The organism is Paenibacillus sp. TSM33 (genome assembly GCF_056099025.1).
In genome coordinates this window covers 14,749-34,319 of record NZ_JBLZXB010000018.1, presented here as the reverse complement: position 1 = coordinate 34,319, position 19,571 = coordinate 14,749, and the positions used below count along the sequence as shown (strand labels likewise).

General features: G+C 48.1%; 17 protein-coding genes. All 17 read left to right on the top strand.

Features of this window, described 5'->3' with window-relative positions:
* Position 1 precedes the first annotated feature (1 nt).
* The 17 genes from hemC (at position 2) to minC (ending at position 19,568) form a co-directional block, all read left to right on the top strand.
* Entirely contained in the window at positions 2-928 is a 927-nt protein-coding gene (gene hemC / locus ACN6NF_RS19170) for a hydroxymethylbilane synthase (RefSeq protein WP_474319103.1), read from the top strand.
* Positions 929-932: 4 nt separating this feature from the next.
* Positions 933-2,489, top strand: a complete 1,557-nt coding sequence (cobA, locus tag ACN6NF_RS19165) for a uroporphyrinogen-III C-methyltransferase (protein ID WP_474319102.1) — start codon at positions 933-935, stop codon at positions 2,487-2,489.
* A gap of 47 nt (positions 2,490-2,536) precedes the next feature.
* Positions 2,537-3,535: a porphobilinogen synthase gene (gene hemB, locus ACN6NF_RS19160; protein WP_013372683.1), complete on the top strand. Its 999-nt coding sequence runs from the start codon at positions 2,537-2,539 to the stop codon at positions 3,533-3,535.
* A 31-nt stretch (positions 3,536-3,566) separates the two neighbouring features.
* Positions 3,567-4,871 carry a glutamate-1-semialdehyde 2,1-aminomutase gene (gene hemL, locus ACN6NF_RS19155; RefSeq protein ID WP_474319101.1) on the top strand — a complete coding sequence of 435 codons (1,305 nt, stop codon included), beginning with the start codon at positions 3,567-3,569 and terminating at the stop codon, positions 4,869-4,871.
* Positions 4,868-5,779 carry an RluA family pseudouridine synthase gene (locus tag ACN6NF_RS19150; RefSeq protein ID WP_474319100.1) on the top strand — a complete coding sequence of 304 codons (912 nt, stop codon included), beginning with the start codon at positions 4,868-4,870 and terminating at the stop codon, positions 5,777-5,779. Before hemL ends, ACN6NF_RS19150 begins: the two co-directional genes overlap by 4 nt.
* A gap of 125 nt (positions 5,780-5,904) precedes the next feature.
* Positions 5,905-7,236 carry a LysM peptidoglycan-binding domain-containing protein gene (locus tag ACN6NF_RS19145; RefSeq protein ID WP_474319099.1) on the top strand — a complete coding sequence of 444 codons (1,332 nt, stop codon included), beginning with the start codon at positions 5,905-5,907 and terminating at the stop codon, positions 7,234-7,236.
* 434 nt (positions 7,237-7,670) lie between these two features.
* Complete coding sequence (locus ACN6NF_RS19140; RefSeq protein ID WP_474319098.1) at positions 7,671-10,337, top strand: valine--tRNA ligase; 2,667 nt, start codon at positions 7,671-7,673, stop codon at positions 10,335-10,337.
* A 36-nt stretch (positions 10,338-10,373) separates the two neighbouring features.
* Positions 10,374-11,750, top strand: a complete 1,377-nt coding sequence (locus ACN6NF_RS19135) for a bifunctional folylpolyglutamate synthase/dihydrofolate synthase (RefSeq protein ID WP_474319097.1) — start codon at positions 10,374-10,376, stop codon at positions 11,748-11,750.
* A 6-nt stretch (positions 11,751-11,756) separates the two neighbouring features.
* Positions 11,757-13,136 (top strand): UDP-N-acetylmuramate--L-alanine ligase, encoded by a 1,380-nt coding sequence (gene murC / locus ACN6NF_RS19130; RefSeq protein ID WP_474319391.1) that lies wholly within the window; start codon positions 11,757-11,759, stop codon positions 13,134-13,136.
* Positions 13,137-13,301: 165 nt separating this feature from the next.
* Positions 13,302-14,573 (top strand): SPOR domain-containing protein, encoded by a 1,272-nt coding sequence (locus ACN6NF_RS19125; protein ID WP_474319096.1) that lies wholly within the window; start codon positions 13,302-13,304, stop codon positions 14,571-14,573.
* Positions 14,574-14,694: 121 nt separating this feature from the next.
* A complete protein-coding gene (locus ACN6NF_RS19120; protein ID WP_013372674.1) occupies positions 14,695-14,937 on the top strand; it encodes a DUF4321 domain-containing protein in 243 nt (80 codons plus the stop codon).
* Between the two features lie 22 nt (positions 14,938-14,959).
* Positions 14,960-15,568: a Maf family protein gene (locus ACN6NF_RS19115; RefSeq protein ID WP_013372673.1), complete on the top strand. Its 609-nt coding sequence runs from the start codon at positions 14,960-14,962 to the stop codon at positions 15,566-15,568.
* Between the two features lie 14 nt (positions 15,569-15,582).
* Positions 15,583-16,275, top strand: a complete 693-nt coding sequence (radC, locus tag ACN6NF_RS19110; RefSeq protein ID WP_474319095.1) for a RadC family protein — start codon at positions 15,583-15,585, stop codon at positions 16,273-16,275.
* A gap of 106 nt (positions 16,276-16,381) precedes the next feature.
* Positions 16,382-17,416 carry a rod shape-determining protein gene (locus tag ACN6NF_RS19105; RefSeq protein ID WP_013311600.1) on the top strand — a complete coding sequence of 345 codons (1,035 nt, stop codon included), beginning with the start codon at positions 16,382-16,384 and terminating at the stop codon, positions 17,414-17,416.
* Between the two features lie 55 nt (positions 17,417-17,471).
* Entirely contained in the window at positions 17,472-18,293 is an 822-nt protein-coding gene (mreC, locus tag ACN6NF_RS19100) for a rod shape-determining protein MreC (protein WP_017427421.1), read from the top strand.
* Positions 18,293-18,823 (top strand): rod shape-determining protein MreD, encoded by a 531-nt coding sequence (gene mreD, locus ACN6NF_RS19095; protein ID WP_474319094.1) that lies wholly within the window; start codon positions 18,293-18,295, stop codon positions 18,821-18,823. Before mreC ends, mreD begins: the two co-directional genes overlap by 1 nt.
* An 82-nt stretch (positions 18,824-18,905) precedes the next feature.
* Positions 18,906-19,568 (top strand): septum site-determining protein MinC, encoded by a 663-nt coding sequence (gene minC, locus ACN6NF_RS19090; RefSeq protein WP_474319093.1) that lies wholly within the window; start codon positions 18,906-18,908, stop codon positions 19,566-19,568.
* The last annotated feature ends 3 nt before the right edge of the window (positions 19,569-19,571 follow it).

Below are 19,571 nucleotides of genomic sequence, written 5' to 3'. Positions count from 1 at the left end.
CATGCGAACAATTGTGGTAGGCAGCAGACAGAGCGCTCTGGCGTTAACTCAGACCGGGCATGTCATTGAGGATTTGAATGCACTGTGCGTGGAGCATGGATTGGATTTACAATTTGTCGTCAAAAAAATCCTGACCAAGGGTGATCGAATATTAGATGTAACCTTGTCCAAAGTGGGTGGCAAAGGGCTTTTTGTGAAAGAGATTGAACAGGCCATGCTGGCTGGTGACATTGATATGGCAGTACATAGTATGAAGGATATGCCGTCCGAATTGCCGGAAGGTCTTGTCAATGGCGCTGTGCCGCGCCGTGAGGACCCACGCGATTGCCTGATCACCTTGGGCGCCAAGAGTCTGGAGGATTTGCCTCCAGGAGCGAAGGTAGGCACAAGCAGCTTGCGCAGAGCCAGTCAAATCAAGTCCATGCGACCTGATCTACAATTGGAGCCAGTACGTGGCAATATTGATTCCCGTCTTAAAAAGCTGGAGACGGAAGGTTTTGACGCCATCATTTTGGCAGCAGCAGGCTTGCACCGGATGGGCTGGAAAGACCGAATTACGTCCTATATACCGGAGGAGGCATGTTTGCCGGCGGTGGGACAGGGAGCGCTCGGTATTGAATGCCGTGCGAGCGATGAAGAGCTGTTGGCATTGTTGCGTCTCTACAACCACCAGGATACCTCAGCTACGGTTGCAGCAGAACGAACCTTTCTGGGTGTGTTAAATGGGGGATGCCAAGTGCCAATCGGAGCTCATGCGGTTTGGGCGGGTCAAGAAATCAGCCTCACAGGGATGGTAGGCTCGCCAGACGGCGAAGTTATTTTGAAGGAAACGCTCCAGGGAAATGATCCGCAGAAGCTGGGAGAAGCGGTAGCGGCCAGTTTGATAGCCAAAGGAGCAGAACAGATTCTGGCTCAGGTGAGGGGATAATGGAATGGTGGGAAAGGTATATTTAGTAGGTGCAGGACCTGGAGATGCAAGATTAATTACGGTCAAGGGTTGGGAGTGCATTCAACTGGGTGATGTCATTGTGTATGACAGACTGGCAAGCCCTCGCCTCTTGGGGCTGATGAAGCCAGGGGCCCAAAAAATATATGTTGGCAAGCTGCCAGATCGTCACACCATGAAGCAAGAGGAAATTAATCAGCTGCTGGTGGATTTAGCCTTGGAAGGAAAAACAGTCGTCCGGCTCAAAGGGGGAGACCCCACTATTTTTGGACGAGTCGGCGAGGAAGCCGGGCTACTGCGTAAACACGGTATTTCCTATGAAATCATACCTGGCATCACATCAGCCATCAGTGTGCCTGCCTATGCAGGCATTCCCGTTACACATCGGGAGATGGCCTCGTCGCTGTCTATCATTACAGGTCATGAAAGTCCGGATAAACTCGATAAAAGTATTCATTGGGATAAAGTAACGAACGCAACGGGTACACTGATCTTTATGATGGGTGTAGCGAAGATCGGCTATATCAGTGATCAGCTGATAAAGCACGGTAAGCCGTCCGATACTCCAGTTGCTTTGATCCGTTGGGGGACCCGCGCCGAACAAGATACGCTAGTGGGTACGCTGGCGGATATTGAAGCCAAGGTGAAGGTAGCGAATTTTCAACCGCCCGCCGTCATCGTTGTCGGAGAAGTGGTCAATCAGCGTGAACAGTTAAAATGGGCTGAGGATATGCCTTTGTTTGGGAAGCGAATTTTGGTTACTCGCGCACGCGCGCAAGCCAGCAGTCTGGTTCACCGGATTGAAGAGCTTGGCGGTGAACCTTATGAATTCCCAGTTATCCAGACCGTTGTCCCTTCGGACGAGCCAACAAAGCTGAAAATTAAAGAGGCATTTGCGAGACTTCCTGAATATGACTGGGTGTTTTTTACCAGCGTTAACGGAGTGGAATACTTTTTCACTCACTTAAAGGAACAGGGCAAGGATGTACGTGCGCTATACAAAGCTCGTATTGCCGCAGTGGGACCAGCTACAGCAGACGCACTTCGAAAACACGGAATTGTAGCAGAACAGATCGAAGGACCTTTTCAGGCAGAGGGATTGCTTGAGGCGTTTGAACAGGATTTGCAGGCAGGACAAAGCGTATTTCTGCCAAGAGGTGACCTTGCTCGCTCCTGGTTGCCGGATCAGCTGAGGGAGATGGGACTTCATGTGACCGAGGCTGATTTGTATCAAACGGTATTGGCGGCCAACACACAGGATGATGAACTTCTCAAGCTGCTGGAGGAGCGTGCCATTCATGCAATTACGTTTACCAGTTCCTCAACCGTAACCTTTTTCATGGAAGCCCTCAGACAAATGGGGATCAGTGATCCAGTCTCGCTGCTGGAGGGAGTTACGATCGCTGTGATCGGTCCTTTGACTGGTGAGACAGCAACCCAGGCCGGCTTGACTGTCAGCCTAATGTCAGAGAAGGCGACCATTGAAAGTCTAGTTCAATCGTTATGTGACTGGAAACAATCAAGTACGGTTATGACATTATAAATTTTAATTTTTACAAGTGAATGTATAAAAAATGGAGGTTTGTAATTATGAGTGTCCCTTTTACCAGACATCGTCGTTTGCGCCAGTCGGCTGCTATCCGCAGCATGGTGCGTGAAACGGTATTGAATCCAGCTGATTTTATCCAACCGATCTACGTAACATTTGGTACTGGAGTGAAACAGGAGATCAGCTCCATGCCAGGTGTATACCGTTTTTCCCTGGATCGGCTGGAAGAAGAACTGAAAGAAATTAGTGAGCTCGGCATTCCTGCTGTGCTCCTGTTTGGCATACCAGAAACCAAGGACAGTGTAGGGACTTCAGCTTTTGTGGACAACGGTATTGTTCAGGAAGCTACCCGTTTGATCAAATCGCGTTATCCCGAACTGCTGGTCGTGGCAGACACTTGCTTGTGTGAGTTTACGGACCATGGACACTGCGGTATGGTGCACATGCATGAGCATGATGGTGAGGTATGCGGTGAAGTATTGAATGATGAATCTCTGGAGGTGCTGGTACGTACAGCCGTTTCTCAGGCCAGAGCCGGTGCAGATATTATCGCTCCTTCTAATATGATGGACGGTTTTGTACAGGCGATTCGGCAGGGACTCGATCTGGAAGGTTTTTCACATATTCCAATTATGTCGTATTCCGTCAAATATGCGTCTGCTTTTTATGGTCCTTTCCGGGAAGCTGCTGATTCTGCGCCGCAGTTTGGTGACCGCAAATCCTATCAGATGGACCCTGCCAATGCACGTGAGGCGTTGCGGGAAGCGGAGTCCGATGTGATGGAGGGTGCAGACATGCTGATGGTGAAGCCTTCTCTTTCTTATCTGGATGTAATGCGCACCATTAAGGACCAATTTGATTTGCCTATGGTGGCTTACAATGTCAGTGGTGAATATGCAATGGTCAAAGCGGCAGCCCTCCAAGGCTGGATTGATGAAAAAGCAATGGTGCTGGAGATTCTGACAAGCATGAAGCGTGCCGGTGCAGATATGATTATTACCTATTCTGCCAAGGATGCGGCAAGATGGTTGAAGCAATAAGTGTATTTTTCAGAAGACAGGAGTGATTAGAATGATCGACGAACAACGAACGGTACGCAAGGATACGCGTTCCAAAGCAGCCTTTGATGAGGCAAAACAATATATTCCGGGTGGCGTGAATAGTCCGGTTCGAGCTTTTAAATCCGTAGGTATAACACCGGTATATATCGAGCGTGGAGAAGGATCGCGTGTATATGATATTGACGGTCAATCCTATATAGACTATGTGTGTTCATGGGGACCGCTTATTATGGGCCACGCGCACCCCGAAGTGGTTAAAGCCTTACAGGCTGCTGTTGTAAAAGGAACCAGCTTCGGAGCCCCAACGTTGGCGGAAACGGAAATGGCTAAGCTCGTATGTGAGCGTGTTCCTTCTATGGACATTGTTCGTATGGTCAACTCGGGGACCGAGGCGACAATGAGTGCGATCCGACTCGCACGTGGATTTACGAAACGTAGTAAAATCCTTAAATTTGAGGGTTCTTATCACGGTCATGCGGACAGCTTGCTGATAAAAGCGGGCTCTGGTGTTGCGACCCTAGGTCTACCCGATAGTCCGGGTGTACCTGAAGTCGTGGCCACACATACAATCACTGTCCCTTATAATGATTTGGCGTCGGTGAAGCTGGCTTTTGAGAAATTTGGCGAAGAGATTGCTGCGATTATTGTCGAGCCAGTAGCCGGCAATATGGGTGTTGTACCGCCACAGCCTGGATTTTTGGAAGGTTTGCGTGAGGTAACCCGACAGTACGGAAGTCTGCTGATATTTGATGAAGTGATGACTGGATTCCGGGTAGGACTTCATTCTGCTCAAGGGCGCTTTGGTGTGACGCCGGATCTTACGTGTCTGGGCAAAGTGATTGGTGGTGGCCTACCTGTAGGTGCATATGGCGGCCGTCGCGACATTCTAGAGCAAATTGCACCATCTGGCCCGATCTATCAAGCGGGTACGCTGAGCGGAAATCCGCTAGCTATGGCAGCAGGTTATTCGACGCTTAAATTGCTGACACCGGAAGTATATGATCATCTGGAAGAACGGGCAGCACGGCTTCAGGCCGGATTCGAACGTAACGCGCGAGAGCTGGGGATTCCTGTCACGATTAACCGTGTAGGTTCTATGGTGTGTCCGTTCTTCACAGATGAGAAGGTTGTCAATTTTGATACAGCTAAAACGAGTAATCAGGACCACTTCCGCCGTTACTTTACTGAAATGGTCAATGAGGGCGTTAGTGTAGCTCCATCTCAATTTGAGGGCATGTTCGTATCAGGTGTGCATACAGTTGAGGATATTGATGCGACCATTGAAGCGAACTATCGCGCGCTCAAACGTCTATGAGTTGGAAAGGCAGCTGGAAAAGAAGAGGACCGTGGCTGGAAGTCACACCAGGGCGAGAAATTGCAACTGATGAAAATCGTGCTGAAGCTGTGGACCGCTGGTTGCTGAACCGTCTGGGATTACCGGACAAGCTGTGGCGCAGGCTACGGCATGAAAAAGGGATTGAACTTACAGGGGACCGGCTGCGGCTGGCCCTTTTTCCTGTAGTGGACCTCGGCGTCGTCCCACGTTGGTATGATTTGAAGATACTATACGAGGATGATTTTTGCTTGGTCGTGCACAAACCAGCGGGGATGGCGGTCCATCCAGACGGTGGTGTAAAGGATGGACCGCTGACGTTGGATCATGCTGTCGCATCCTATTATGAAATCAACGACATTCATACAGCAGTACGGCATGTACATCGTCTGGATGTGGACACGACAGGCCCGGTGCTTTATGCGAAAAATGAATTTGCGTTGCTCAAGCTGGACGAACAAATGCGAGCTAAGGACATCGGTCGTCGTTATGTAGCTTTGGTACGAGGGAAAGTACCTCAATCGCTGCGGACGTTGGATTGGCCGATTGGCAAGGATAGGCATCATAAACAGCGCCGCCGTGTATCCCCAACTGGACAGAAGGCGGTTACCCATGTGGAAGTTGGAGAAGTATCGGGTAGTGGTCCGAATGCGGTCAGTCTCGTGTATCTGACGCTGGAGACAGGTCGGACGCACCAGATACGCGTACATCTTAGTCATGCTGGCTATCCTTTACTTGGGGACGTATTATACGGCGGTCGTGCTGCTGATTTTGGCAGACAGGCCCTTCACGGAGAGCGCCTTACCTTCTGTCATCCGCTGAGCGGTGAAACGATAAACGTGGAGGATGCTTGGCCGGATGATTTTCAAAAGCTGCATAAACAGCTATAAAAGATGGCATGCCTTCTATTTTGGCGCATATACTTGAACCTAGAAACGGTTTGCAATATGGAGTTTCCGTGCGCCTGACACGAGTCAGAGGATGTGCGGAGGCTGCCCAAAGGAGGATGCCATCCTTGAATAAACAACAGAATGATCAGCCGCAAGGCTTGCGTTTTGATATCTATGAACGCATTCATTTGACGGAGGAAGCTGCCGGGATTGCCGAGTTGGAGGAAATTGAGCTTCTGCCACGCATTCAGGTTGTAACCCACGGCGACCATGCCGCTTTGCGAGGGCATTTGCTGCTGGAGGGCGTGTACCGCACACCTGAACAGATCACGAGCGAGCTTCATCATTTGATCCCTGTGGAAATTACCATTCCGCTGAATCGGGTAGGAAGATTGGAAGATATCTCTGTGGAGATTGAAAATTTTGATGTGGACCTGCTCTCTTTACGCAGTCTAAACATTACAGGGGTTCTTTCTTTGCATGGGGTGGAAAGCTCTCATGCAGAGGAGACAGCGGTTTGGCTGGATGAGGAGTTTACTGTAGTGCATGCGCCTGAGCATCCGGCTCCATCTCTTTCCGGCGATGGGGAGCATCGTCACGAAGAGGCCTATTCTACCCAAGACTCGGCATTCAACAACTATACAGACTCGGAAACTTCATACACAGTAGCAGCGCAACAGGAGTCAGCTTACTGGGAACAGTCGTCAGAGGATCAACTTGAACAGAAGTTATCATTGGAGCAGCAGACTTATGACCCGATAGTAGATCCGAATCGATATTATGAGCCATGGACGGGAAAAGCAATTGAAGACAGTTCTTCCGAAGTGAAGCATGAGCAGGAGTCACCGGAAGTGTGGGGAATTCAGCAAGAGGCAGTAGGGACGGTAGGAGATGAGCCTAAAGTATCTTCTACATCTCCCAATGTAGCATACGACTCTTTGCTGTCGGAGCCGCATTCTGACACAGAGTCGGAGATTTATTTGGAGCCGCAGTTGGAAGCAAGTCAGGGGAATGACTTTGACTTCAGGCCTGAGGCGTCAGAACAGGTAAACCATGAAGTTCATGATACCTTTACTGAGGAAAAGCCAGAGATGCGCGTGGCTTTTAACAGTAAAAAGGATGAAGGAGCAGACGAGCCGGACCCGGTTGTCTACTCATCATTGCTTCAATCCAGCCGTTCGGTAAAAGAAGCGGAACACCAGCAGCAACTGGAACATGAACCGCAAGGTCAGGATCAGAAAGTCGACGAAGAGCGTGAGGATGCCAAGTGGAAAAATCTTTTTTTCCATACACAGGATGAAACGCCTTTCCGCAAGGTAAGGTTATGCATTGTACAGCGCGAGGATACACTGGAAACGATAGCAGACCGTTATCAACTCAGCACACGGGAGCTTCAATTGTATAACAGATTGGCAGAGCATCATGTAGAAGAAGGGCAGGTATTGTACATCCCTTGATTCGGTTGCTGAAACATGCGACGAAGTGCTGACTATCGTCAATGAGAAATGGGTGTTGACTATAGTCAATGGGAAATGTATGATGTGGTATAGTTATTGAAAGACTGAGATCGGGAAGAGTAGGCAGCAAGCCCTTCAGAGAGTGGAATTGCAGCGCTGTGAGGTTCCGCAGGAAGCTACTGGCCGAAGTCACCCGGGAGTCGCCTGTTTGAACGGTTCCTCATTTCATTCCTTCGGAAGGTAAGAGGTTCACGGTAGAATAAGGCCGGTCCGCAACCGTTATCTGCATAAAGTGTCACACCATGTGTAATGGATCAGTGGATACATGCACTAGGGGTGAAACAAAGGTGGTACCGCGAGAGAACAGCCTTTCGTCCTTTGAGGATGAAGGGCTTTTTTTATTTGCCAATTGAAAATCATGGAGGTATCCTGATATGTCAGAACAAGACAACAAGACAACCTTGGAAATGCCAACAACGTACGATCCCAAATCAGCAGAACAAAAATGGTACAAAACGTGGATGGAGAAGGGCTATTTCCGCGCCGGGCAACATCCAGAGGCGGAGCCTTTTACCATCGTTATTCCACCACCGAATGTTACGGGTATGTTGCATATTGGACATGCTCTTGACTTTACTTTGCAGGATATTATTATCCGCGCCAAGCGAATGCAGGGTTATGATGCCTTGTGGCTGCCAGGGGCAGACCATGCAGGTATTGCTACTCAAACAAAAGTAGAACAGAAGCTGCGTGAAGAAGGCCTAACTCGCTACGATTTGGGCCGTGAGAAGTTTTTGGAGAAAGTGTGGGAGTGGAAGGATCTTTATCTGGACAATATCCACAATCAATGGGAGAAAATGGGCTTTTCTCTCGATTATTCTCGTGAACGTTTTACATTAGATGAGGGACTGTCCAAAGCAGTACGCGAAGTATTCGTTAAACTGTACAAAAAGGGTCTGATTTATCGCGGTAAACGCATCATTAACTGGGACCCCGCTGCACGTACCGCATTGTCGGATATTGAGGTGGAATACAAAGAGGTGAACGGAAATCTGTATCACCTGCAATACCCTCTGAAAGACGGTAGCGGCTTTATTACTGTAGCCACTACACGCCCTGAAACGATGCTGGGCGATACGGCTGTAGCTGTACATCCAGAAGATGAACGCTATAAGCAAATGATCGGCAAAACGCTTGTGCTTCCAATCATCGGGCGTGAAATTCCGGTCATTGCGGATGACTATGTAGATAAAGATTTCGGTAGCGGCGCGGTTAAAATCACACCGGCTCACGATCCGAATGACTTTGAAATGGGTCAACGTCACCAGTTGCCTCAAATTACGGTGATGGACGAGACGGGAACGATGAATGCTGAAGCAGGCAAATATCAGGGACTGGATCGCAGCGATTGCCGTAAGCAAATCGTCGCTGATTTGAAAGAGCAGGGTGTACTGATTCGTATTGAAGAGCATGTACACCAAGTAGGTCATAGTGAGCGTTCTGGCGTAGTTGTAGAACCTTATCTGTCGACGCAATGGTTCGTGGAAATGAAGCCTCTGGCAGCTAAGGCGATTGAAGCACAGAAGGCTGGCAACGGTGTAAACTTTGTACCGGATCGCTTTGAGCGTACTTATCTGCATTGGATTGAAAATGTGCGAGATTGGTGTATTTCCCGTCAATTATGGTGGGGACACCGTATTCCGGCTTGGTATGATGAGGAAACCGGAGAAGTGATTGTATCGGCGGAGGACCCTACCACTTTGCCTGAATATGCCGGTAGAAAGCTCAAACAGGATGAGGATGTACTCGATACTTGGTTCAGCTCTGCTTTGTGGCCGTTTTCGACCCTAGGTTGGCCTGAGCAGACAGAGGATCTCAAACGCTATTATCCGACGAATGTTCTGGTGACAGGCTATGACATTATTTATTTCTGGGTATCGCGTATGATCTTTACCGCGCTGGAGTTCACGGAAGAGATTCCGTTCAAGGATGTACTTATGCACGGTTTGGTTCGTGACGCGGACGGAAGAAAAATGTCCAAATCCCTGGGCAATGGTGTTGATCCGCTCGACGTGATCGACCAATATGGTACCGATGCAATGCGTTATATGATCTCCACCAGCAGCACACCTGGACAAGATCTTCGTTTCCGCTGGGAACGTGTGGAGCAGGCGCGTAACTTTGCCAATAAAATCTGGAATGCATCACGCTTTGCGCTGATGAATCTGGAAGGCGTCACTGCGGCAGATATAGACATTACCGGTGACTTGAGCACCGTTGATCGTTGGATTCTGCACCGTCTAAACGAAACTTCACGCGACATCACGCGTCTAATAGATGCTTATGAATTTGGCGAGACAGGCCGCCTTCTGTACAACTTTATTTGGGATGATTTGTGCGACTGGTACATTGAGTTTGCGAAGCTTTCCCTATATGGCGATAATGCAGAGGCGAAAAAGAAAACACAATCCGTCCTTGCCTATGTTTTGGATCGGACACTGCGCATGATTCATCCGTTCATGCCTTTTATCTCCGAGGAAATATGGCAGCATCTTCCGCATGAGGGAGAAACGATCACACTAGCTGCTTGGCCTGCTTACGATCCTGCTTTCGAGGATAAGGGTGCGGTCGCTGAAATGAATTTGCTGATCGACGTGATTCGTGCTGTGCGCAATATCCGCGCTGAAGTCAACGTGCCGATGAGTAAAAAAATTGAATTGCTCATAAAACCCGGCGATCAAGCCGTTCTTGATATCATTAACCGCAATGGGGAGTATGTACGTCGATTCTGTAATACGTCTGAATTCGACGCGGGATTAGAGTTCACCGCTCCAGATAAAGCCATGACATCTATTGTTAGCGGCGCAGAGCTATACCTGCCGTTAGCCGGACTGCTAGATATTGCCCAGGAAATTAGCAGACTCGAAAAAGAACTTCAGCATTTGAACAGTGAAGTGGAGCGCGTGGAGAAAAAGCTCTCCAACCAAGGCTTCGTGGCAAAGGCACCAGCCAAAGTCATCGAGGAAGAGAAGGCCAAGCAAGCCGATTACTCAGATAAGCGCGCTAAAGTTATCGCACGTATTGAAGAACTCAAGGGATAATTTCACTCACAATAAAATGACCTGAAGGTGAAGAGGATGTCAGATACGATCAGGGGCGGCGACATAGCCCCTTTACAAAGTTATGATGAAGCAGTGGAATGGATTAACGGGTTGATTCCGTTTGGCATTAGACCCGGACTGGAACGAATCGAACAGCTGATGAGTAGGCTGGGTGATCCCCAACGACATCTGAAATTTATTCATATTGCGGGAACCAACGGTAAGGGCTCGACTTGTGCCTTTCTAACCTCTGTTCTTCTGAAATGTGGATACGATGTTGGGACCTTTACTTCTCCGTACATCACCCGATTTACGAACCGTTTTCAATTCAATGGGACCGATATTCCAGATGAAACGCTGGTTTCACTCGCCAATCGCTTGTATCCGTTGGTGAAAGAAATCGCAGATAGTGAGTTGGGATCACCTACGATGTTTGAGGTGTCCACAGCGTTGGCTATTTTGTACTATGCTACGGTATCTTTTCCAGATGTTGTGGTATGGGAGACAGGTCTCGGGGGAAGGATGGATGTAACTAATATCGTGAGTCCTATCGTCTCGGTCATTACGAATGTCGGCTATGACCATACGGACATTTTGGGAGATACACTGGAACAGATTGCAAGAGAAAAGGCTGGGATCATCAAGCCGGGTGTACCTGTCGTCAGTTGTGTATCCCAGCCCGAGGCTATTCAGGTCATACGTGAAACGGCGGCCAAGCAAGGAGCTACCTTGTACCTGGCTGGAGAACAATTTACGTATGAACGGTTAAATGGGAATGAAACAGGTCAGACCTTTTCATTCGCCGGACCCTTTCGGCATATGGAAATCGACATCACGTTGTTAGGTGAGCATCAATGTTCTAATGCGGCAGGAGCTCTGATGGCACTTGAAGTCCTGCGTCAGTATATGGCTTTTGTGTTGGATGATGAGGATCTGCTGGAGGGCTTTAAGCAAGCTGCCTGGGCAGGGCGTCTCGAACAAGTTAGTACATCGCCGAGAATTGTCCTTGATGGGGCTCATAATCCAGAAGGGGCGCAGACGCTGGCCAAGAGTCTCCCACAAGTGTATTCGTACAAAAAATTGGTTTTAATGATGGGGATGCTGTCAAACAAGCATCATGAAGCATACTTGCAGCATATACTGCCACTAGTGGATACGCTTATCCTGACCGAGCCCGATTTTCGCCGCAAAATGAATGCCACTGATTTGGCTCATCTCGTGGAGAAGCTGCGGCCGTCTTATGCCAAAACGGATTTAAAAATTATTGTAGAAGGTGACTGGAAAAAGGCTTTAGACCTGCTTCAGTCACATACGGAAGCGGAAGATCTGGGGGTGGTGTCCGGCACGCTGTATCTTATTGCGGATGTACGGGCTACCCTTATGTATCAAACCGATTCGGAAAAAGGTTGGTGAAATTTGTTGATTACTTCGGAACATGTTCATTTTATCGGTATCGGCGGCTACGGGATGAGCGCGATTGCTCGGGTCATGCTGGAGATGGGATATACCGTGACTGGCTCAGATGTGGCATCACAGGAGCTGACAGAAAAACTGGCGGCAAAAGGTGCAAAAATATATATTGGACACACGCCTGAACATATTGCGGGCGCAGATATCGTCGTCTATTCAACAGCATTGTCACGTGACAATGTAGAGCGGGTGGCAGCGGAAGAATTGAATATTCCAACACTGCACCGTTCACAGATGCTGGCTCGCCTGCTTAACGAACGTAAGGGTATAGCGGTTGCGGGTGCGCACGGGAAAACGACAACTTCTTCTATGATCGCTCTGGTTATGGAGAGATGTAACGTTGATCCAACGTATATTATTGGCGGCGAAATCACGAATTTGGGAACGAACGCCAAAGCGGGTAAAAGCGAGTTTGTCGTTGCCGAGGCGGATGAGAGCGATGGTTCTTTCCTGCAATATCATCCTTGGCAGGGTATCGTAACCAATATTGAAGCGGATCATTTGGAAAATTACGATGGAGATTTTAATCGGCTGAAAAGTGCTTACGTACAGTTTTTAAGTCAAATTCGGCCGGATGGAGCAGCTATTGTATGCGCAGATGATCAGAACATCCGAGAGATGCTGCCTCAGCTCCAGACTCGGGTCATTACTTATGGGGTAGAGCATGAAGCGGATTACATGGCGACAGATATCCAATTAGGTGACCGCCGATTAAGCTTTACGATGAGCCGTAAGGGAACAGCACTCGGAACGATTGAATTGTCTGTACCAGGTAAACATAACATGTATAATGCGATGGCTACCGTAATTTCATGTCTGGAAGCAGGAATTCCATTTGATCAAATTGCTGCAACTATTGTGGAATTTCACGGAGCAAAACGTCGTTTTCAAGTGCTAGGTGAAGGCAATGACATTTTGATTATTGATGACTATGCGCATCACCCAACAGAGATTGAGGCTACGATCAGTGCAGCGAGAGCAACTGGCAAGCGTATTATAGCCGTGTTCCAGCCACAACGCTACAGTCGTACCTTTTTCCTGCTGGATGCGTTCAGCCGTGCGTTTAGCGAGGCTAGTGAAGTGATCATTACCGATATTTATTCACCAGCGGGAGAAAAACAGATTGAAGGTGTGCATTCTTCCAAACTGGTGGATTTAATCGTCCAAAACAGCAATGCGAATGCAATCTATTTACCGACCAAAGAAGCCGTGATCGAAGAGCTGAAAGATCGGTTACAACCAGGTGATCTTGTGCTGACAATGGGAGCAGGAGATATCTGGAAAGCTGGCGACGCATTAGCACGCCATCTTCGCGGACAACAAGTGTAATACGCATGGATATAGGCTGTTACGCCAATGTATTATAGCTTTGAAGGGTATTCCGAACACGAAAGTGTTTCGGGATACCCTTTTTTGTAATGCCGTGGCATATTTCCTCAGCTTGACTCATACAACAGACTATGAGGAAGTATGGGACAAGGAGGGAGTGCATCCATGAACAAGGCCAAGATGACATTCCGGTTCGATCAACAGTTGCCGGAAACAAGCCGGGAGGATAAGCTACAGGTGCTTCCGAACAAAAATGAGTCGTTTACGAACGGACAGCGTGACATGATTAGAGATACGGAGTTACACCACGATGATGAGCTTTATCAAACGGATAACCAGCGTAAAGGAATGGAACGGACTAGTAGTATGGAGAAACATACTCGAACTACACAACATTCAGAGCTCGGCAAACCTGTGGAGACGAATAAACGCACTGCAACTCGGCGCTTTACTCCAACATTGAGGGTACAAGAGGGATGGGACGACCCTTTTGGTCGTTCGGCAGCTTCCTGGTCAGATGCGGACGTTCTACCGGAAAGTCCAGAAGAGGATGATGTTGAGGAGGCCTATTATTCCGGTCAAGAGTATAGAAAGCGTCCACCTCACCCTTCCAGATGGAGATTAATCGGTTCTGTAGCCAGTGCGTTGGTGACTGGGGGCATGTTCGGATATATTATGTTGTTACTGTTTAACGGAGGTAGTATGGTCCCGGGATCTGATTCTTTGGATAATGAGGCTGTACCCGTTTTTAAAGAATCTGTTGATGTCGATACAACGTCTGCAAAAGAGAATTCTGCCCCTGTCACCGTTGTAGCGACTCAAGTGTCTCCACAAACCTATTACTTGCTGCAATACGGGGTTTTCAGCACTCCAGAGAGGGCTTTACAGGCAAAGGAAGAACTGTTGAAGGCAGGCATTGCAGCAGAAGGGGATAGCGAGGATCAAAACCGAGTATATGCAGGAATATCGTCGGATAGGGAGCAAGCCAAGTTGCTAAGTAATCAATTGAAGACACAAGGAGTGGAATTGTATGTCCGCGAGCTCGAATTACCCGGTTTCGAAAAAGCGGCTTACGGAGGTAATGGTGATAAACTCACTACCTTTTTTCAGTTAAGCAACTCATTAGTGGGCAAGCTGAGCGGACTTTCCTCAACTTTGCTCAGAGAAGAAGGCCTAAGTACGGTGCCAGCCTCCGACATGAGCGAGCTGAACGACCTGCATCAGCAGTGGACACAAAATATCGCTGCACTTCCCACTGGTCTTCCGAAGGAAGCGGCTGCCACCGCAACTTCGCTTGAAAAGGCGATGAACAGCGCAGTCTCTGCACTTGGAGAATATAACAAGAACACAGCCAAGGAACACATTTGGGAGATTCAGTCCTCCATGATGGAATATGTTTTGCGTGAGAAGGAATTTATCCAATTCATAAAACAGTAGACTAACCATACTTTCCGGCAAGGAACTGGAAATAGTTCCCCATGCCGGATTTCTGTTTGTATTGCAGTACAAATCACCGTATAATAATGAAGGTGTCAAAAAATGGCGAGGGAAGATCAGGATGAAAAAAAATGTAGGAATGCTTATACTGTTTTTGTTGCTCGGTTGGCTTTTGGGTGCCTGGATTGCTAAGGCCCTTCAATCGGTCAAAGTCCTTTCCTTTCTGACCCACCCCACTACGATATCCTGGTCGCCGAGAGCGGATCTGGATATTATCAGCTACAACATAACGATAAATTTTGAATTGAGCCTGCTTAGTCTGATCGGCATCATCGCCGCATTCTGGCTGTATCGCAGGCTCTAACTGATGAAAAGGAGCTTCCCTTATGGACGGGAAAATTACGCCCCGCATTATTCTGGCATCGACTTCACCAAGAAGGAAGGAATTACTCGCATATTTGAGACTCCCCTTTGAGGTGGTGCCGAGTCATGCGGATGAAAGCACGCCTGAGAGCTGGACGCCTCAGCAAATCGTGGAGACCCTTGCGGCCCGCAAAGCCGAAGCGGTCGTGCGCACTGCCGCACAGTCCGAGGAAGCTGGATTGGTGATTGGCAGTGATACGATTGTCGTGCTGGAGGATTCGGTATTGGGCAAGCCTGCTGACCATGCGGACGCGGTTCGTATGTTGACTGCATTGCAGGGAAGAACACACCGTGTGTACACTGGGGTAGCCTGCATACATACCGGAACCGGCAAGATGCTTGTTAGACATCGCCAAACGGAGGTCACAATGAAGCCTCTAAACCAAGAGCAAATTGTGGCATACGTAAATACTGGAGAACCGTCTGACAAAGCAGGATCGTATGGCATTCAAGGCATGGGTGCTACGTTGGTGGAATCTATTCAGGGTTGTTATTTTAACGTCGTAGGATTGCCGCTTTCCTTGCTGTCGGACATGTTGTCCGATTTTGGAGTAAATGTGCTGCGTCCATAAAAGGGGATAAACATATGCTGGAGTCGCCAATACTGATGCTTCGCGACCTCCCCCATGAAGAACGACCAAGAGAGCGCATGATGACATATGGGGCGGATGCCTTAAGCAACGCGGAGTTGCTAGCAATACTACTGCGTACAGGAACACAAAGTGAATCATCTGTGCATTTAGCGCAGCGTATTTTGCAGCAGGCAGGGAATCTGCGTCAACTGGTGGATATGAGTCTGAGCGAGTTGACCCAGATTAAGGGGATTGGAAATGCTAAAGCGATACAGCTAAAAGCGGGTATCGAACTCGGGCGTCGATTGGCATTGTCACGCCACTTGGAGACCCCGGTGATTAGTTGCCCGCGGGATGTGGCAGATCTGCTGTTTGAACAGCTTCGCTATTTGCAGAAAGAGCATTTTGTTTGCCTGTTTCTAAATACCAAAAACCATGTCATTGCTCAGGAAACGCTATCTATGGGCAGCCTGAATTCCGCCATCGTGCATCCTCGTGAAGTATTTCGGGCTGCAATCAAGTGCAGCAGTGCTTCGATTATTTGCGCTCATAACCATCCGAGCGGTGATCCGAAGCCAAGCCCGGAAGATGTCCAGTTGACTCGCCGTCTGATGGAAGCGGGCAACATCGTAGGCATCGACGTGCTTGATCATATTGTGATCGGGGACGGGACCTTTGTAAGTTTGAAGGAACAAGGTCTGATATAATATAATATTTAAATCAAACATTTAAACACGACCGGATAAACCGGCCTGAATAAACCGTTTATACAGGGATAACAGATTTCAGGGAAGAGAAAAGGAGATTAACATCATGCTGGGTGGCTTTACAAAAGATTTGGGAATTGACTTGGGGACGGCAAACACGCTTGTATACGTAAGAGGTAAGGGAATTGTGGTTCGTGAACCATCTGTAGTCGCTTTGCGTACAGATACAAAAACCATTGAGGCTGTTGGGGAATCTGCGAAAAAAATGATCGGCCGCACACCGGGAAATATCCGTGCAATTCGTCCAATGAAGGATGGAGTCATTGCCGATTTTGATACGACTGCAACGATGATTAAATATTTCATCCGTCAGGCGCAAGCACAACGTTCTTTGTTTCCGCGCCATCCGAACGTGATGGTTTGCGTGCCTTCGGGCATTACTGCAGTGGAACAGCGTGCTGTTGAAGATGCGACCAAGCAAGCAGGCGCAAGAGAGGCGTACACGATTGAAGAGCCGTTTGCAGCGGCGATTGGCGCTGATCTGCCAGTATGGGAGCCTACGGGCAGTATGGTTGTCGATATCGGTGGAGGTACAACCGAAGTTGCGGTCATTTCCTTGGGGGGGATCGTAACAAGTCGTTCTGTACGAGTGGCTGGCGATGAAATGGACGAGTCCATCATTCAATACGTGAAACGTCAATACAACCTGATGATTGGTGAACGGACTTCTGAGCAGCTGAAAATGGAAGTTGGCTCAGCTATGCCATTAGAGCAAGTGGAAACATCGGAAATTCGCGGACGTGATCTGGTAACAGGCTTACCGAAGACAATTACGATTACCTCCGATGAAATTAGCGAAGCATTATCGGATACTGTTAATGCGATCGTGGACGCAGTCAAAGTAACATTGGAAAAATGCCCTCCCGAGTTGGCGGCGGACATCATGGATAGAGGAATTGTACTGACTGGTGGTGGAGCACTATTGCGTAACCTGGATAAGTTGTTGGCAGGTGAGACCGGAATGCCGGTGATCGTAGCGGAAAATCCTCTGGATTGTGTGGCAATCGGTACGGGTAGAGCACTGGAAAATATCCATTTGTTCAAATCGCGCAGCAGTTCTGCCGTCCGTTCCAAACGTTGAATCGGGGGTGTAGGAACTGTTTAAGCTGTTTGGCAATAAAAGACTATTTGTTCTATTGATCGGAATCGTTCTGTTTATTGCCCTTATGGGGATTACACTTGGACAGAGAAATTCCTTAACCTGGCCCGAGAAGTTCGCCAGAGATTCAATTGGCTTTGTGCAAGGTATCTTTTACAGGCCCGCTTCAGCAATAGCGGGCTTCTTTGAAGATATCGGCAATATGCGTAGTATTTATGAAGAAAATGAGCGGTTAAAAATAGCCGTAGCCAAGCTGACTCGTGACCAGATTCAGACTCATAATTATGTTGAAACAAATGCCAGATTGCAGAATGAACTGAAGTTCACCCAAACGCAAAAGGCGAAAAATAATTATGATTATCGTGTTGCTCAAGTGAACAGTGTTAGCAATGATTCCAAAACGCTCGTGATTGATATTGGTGAGAAGGACGGAGCCAAGGTTGGTCAGGAGGTTAGTTCACTTGAAGGATTTGTTGGAGTCATTAGCCGCACGGGGAATTTTACGTCTACCGTTACGCTGTTGACTACATTGGACCCTAAAAATCCGAATTCTTATGCTATTGCAGCGACAGTCTTGGGTAAGGAAAATCAATCGTTTGGTATGATTGAAAGCTATGATCCGGGTACAAACAGATTTCAAATGACTCGCATTGAAGAAAAAGATCCAATCGCAAAGGGTGATCAGATTATTACGTCTGGTGCAGGCGGGAAGTTCCGCAAAAACCTAATGATTGGAACGGTGGAGAAAATTCAGGTTGGAGAGTTCGGCAAAACACGGACAGCGATTATTAAACCGGCAGCCAGCTTTGTGGATTGGAAAGAACTGCTCGTCCTCTACACTCCTGAGGTACCGGAATAATGAAGATGCGCGGTCAGGTTCTGATACTGCTGCTGTTTGTCCTGTTTATAGCTGAAGGAACGATTCTTCCGTGGCTTCTCCCGGATAGTTGGCATTCAAGAATGGTACCAAATTTTGTGTATGTTATAATTTTGTTTGTATCTGTGTATTACAGCCGTCATACAGCGTTGGTGCTAGGTATTGTTTTTGGACTTATTCATGACGTAGTGTACTACGGGTTTATCATCGGCCCTTATTCTTTTGCAATGGGGTTGTCTGCATACTTATTAGGACTTGTGTTTACAGCTAGACGTGCACCGATGCCCATTATGATGGCGGCCGTGTTGATTGGTAGTTTCCTGTTGGATTCTATGCTTTTTGCCATTGATCAGCTATTCCAGCTGAATCATCAGACTTTCAATTGGGCACTTGCTCAGTATATGATTCCTGATTTGTTTATCCACTTTCTGTTCGCCCTCATCATTTATGTCCCAGTTCGCAAGCAATTGCAGCGTTTGGGCACCCGTGTGAAAAAGGAAGAGACTGTCTAGGTCTTTTTACACACATTTTGTCCGGGTTAGCAGGGATTTGACGTCCCGGGGACGAAATGATTGAGATAGGAGGGACAGGCTTATGGCGGTGAAATCGAATCATGTCACGATTAAAGGCATCAAAGATGGCCTGGTATTCCTGCTGGACGATCAATGCGAATTTGAGGATTTGCTGGGTGAACTGCGTTTTAAGCTGGAGCACAGTCATCAAAATATTTTAACAGGCCCGATCATTCATGTGGATATTAAGCTGGGAAGTCGGGAAGTAACTGAGGAGCAGAAGGAAAGTATTCTGGAGATTTTGAAGCAGAAGGGGAATCTGCTCATCAGGTCTGTAGAATCACCCGGATTGCCTGCGGTAGTGCAGGGCAAGCCCCCCATTCACACGGTGACAGGGATTATCCGTTCAGGACAAGTGCTTCATCACAATGGAAACTTACTCTTTTTGGGAGATGTTAACCCGGGTGGAATTATTACTTGTACCGGTGATATTTATGTCCTTGGCGCTCTGCGGGGTATGGCGCATGCAGGGATGGAGGGAAATAGTGAAGCGATTATCGCGGCCTCCTATTTTGCACCAACACAGCTGCGAATTTCCGAAATGATCAGCCGTCCACCAGATGAATGGGAGACACGTGAATCCGGCATGGAATTTGCGTATCTCAAGGATGGCGCTATGCAAATAGATAAAATGAGCAATATTGTGCGTCTGGGCCGCGATTTTAACGTGTTCAAAGGGGTGTAGCAC

Excerpts from the sequence above, each read along its gene's own strand:
- hemC (WP_474319103.1), top strand. The coding sequence starts at position 2 with ATGCGAACAATTGTGGTAGGCAGCAGACAGAGCGCTCTGGCGTTAACT.
- ACN6NF_RS19115 (WP_013372673.1), top strand. The coding sequence starts at position 14,960 with ATGGACGGGAAAATTACGCCCCGCATTATTCTGGCATCGACTTCACCA.
- hemB (WP_013372683.1), top strand. The coding sequence starts at position 2,537 with ATGAGTGTCCCTTTTACCAGACATCGTCGTTTGCGCCAGTCGGCTGCT.
- ACN6NF_RS19135 (WP_474319097.1), top strand. The coding sequence starts at position 10,374 with ATGTCAGATACGATCAGGGGCGGCGACATAGCCCCTTTACAAAGTTAT.
- radC (WP_474319095.1), top strand. The coding sequence starts at position 15,583 with ATGCTGGAGTCGCCAATACTGATGCTTCGCGACCTCCCCCATGAAGAA.
- minC (WP_474319093.1), top strand. The coding sequence starts at position 18,906 with ATGGCGGTGAAATCGAATCATGTCACGATTAAAGGCATCAAAGATGGC.
- cobA (WP_474319102.1), top strand. The coding sequence starts at position 933 with ATGGTGGGAAAGGTATATTTAGTAGGTGCAGGACCTGGAGATGCAAGA.
- ACN6NF_RS19140 (WP_474319098.1), top strand. The coding sequence starts at position 7,671 with ATGTCAGAACAAGACAACAAGACAACCTTGGAAATGCCAACAACGTAC.
- ACN6NF_RS19150 (WP_474319100.1), top strand. The coding sequence starts at position 4,868 with ATGAGTTGGAAAGGCAGCTGGAAAAGAAGAGGACCGTGGCTGGAAGTC.
- ACN6NF_RS19125 (WP_474319096.1), top strand. The coding sequence starts at position 13,302 with ATGAACAAGGCCAAGATGACATTCCGGTTCGATCAACAGTTGCCGGAA.
- ACN6NF_RS19105 (WP_013311600.1), top strand. The coding sequence starts at position 16,382 with ATGCTGGGTGGCTTTACAAAAGATTTGGGAATTGACTTGGGGACGGCA.
- hemL (WP_474319101.1), top strand. The coding sequence starts at position 3,567 with ATGATCGACGAACAACGAACGGTACGCAAGGATACGCGTTCCAAAGCA.
- mreD (WP_474319094.1), top strand. The coding sequence starts at position 18,293 with ATGAAGATGCGCGGTCAGGTTCTGATACTGCTGCTGTTTGTCCTGTTT.
- ACN6NF_RS19120 (WP_013372674.1), top strand. The coding sequence starts at position 14,695 with ATGAAAAAAAATGTAGGAATGCTTATACTGTTTTTGTTGCTCGGTTGG.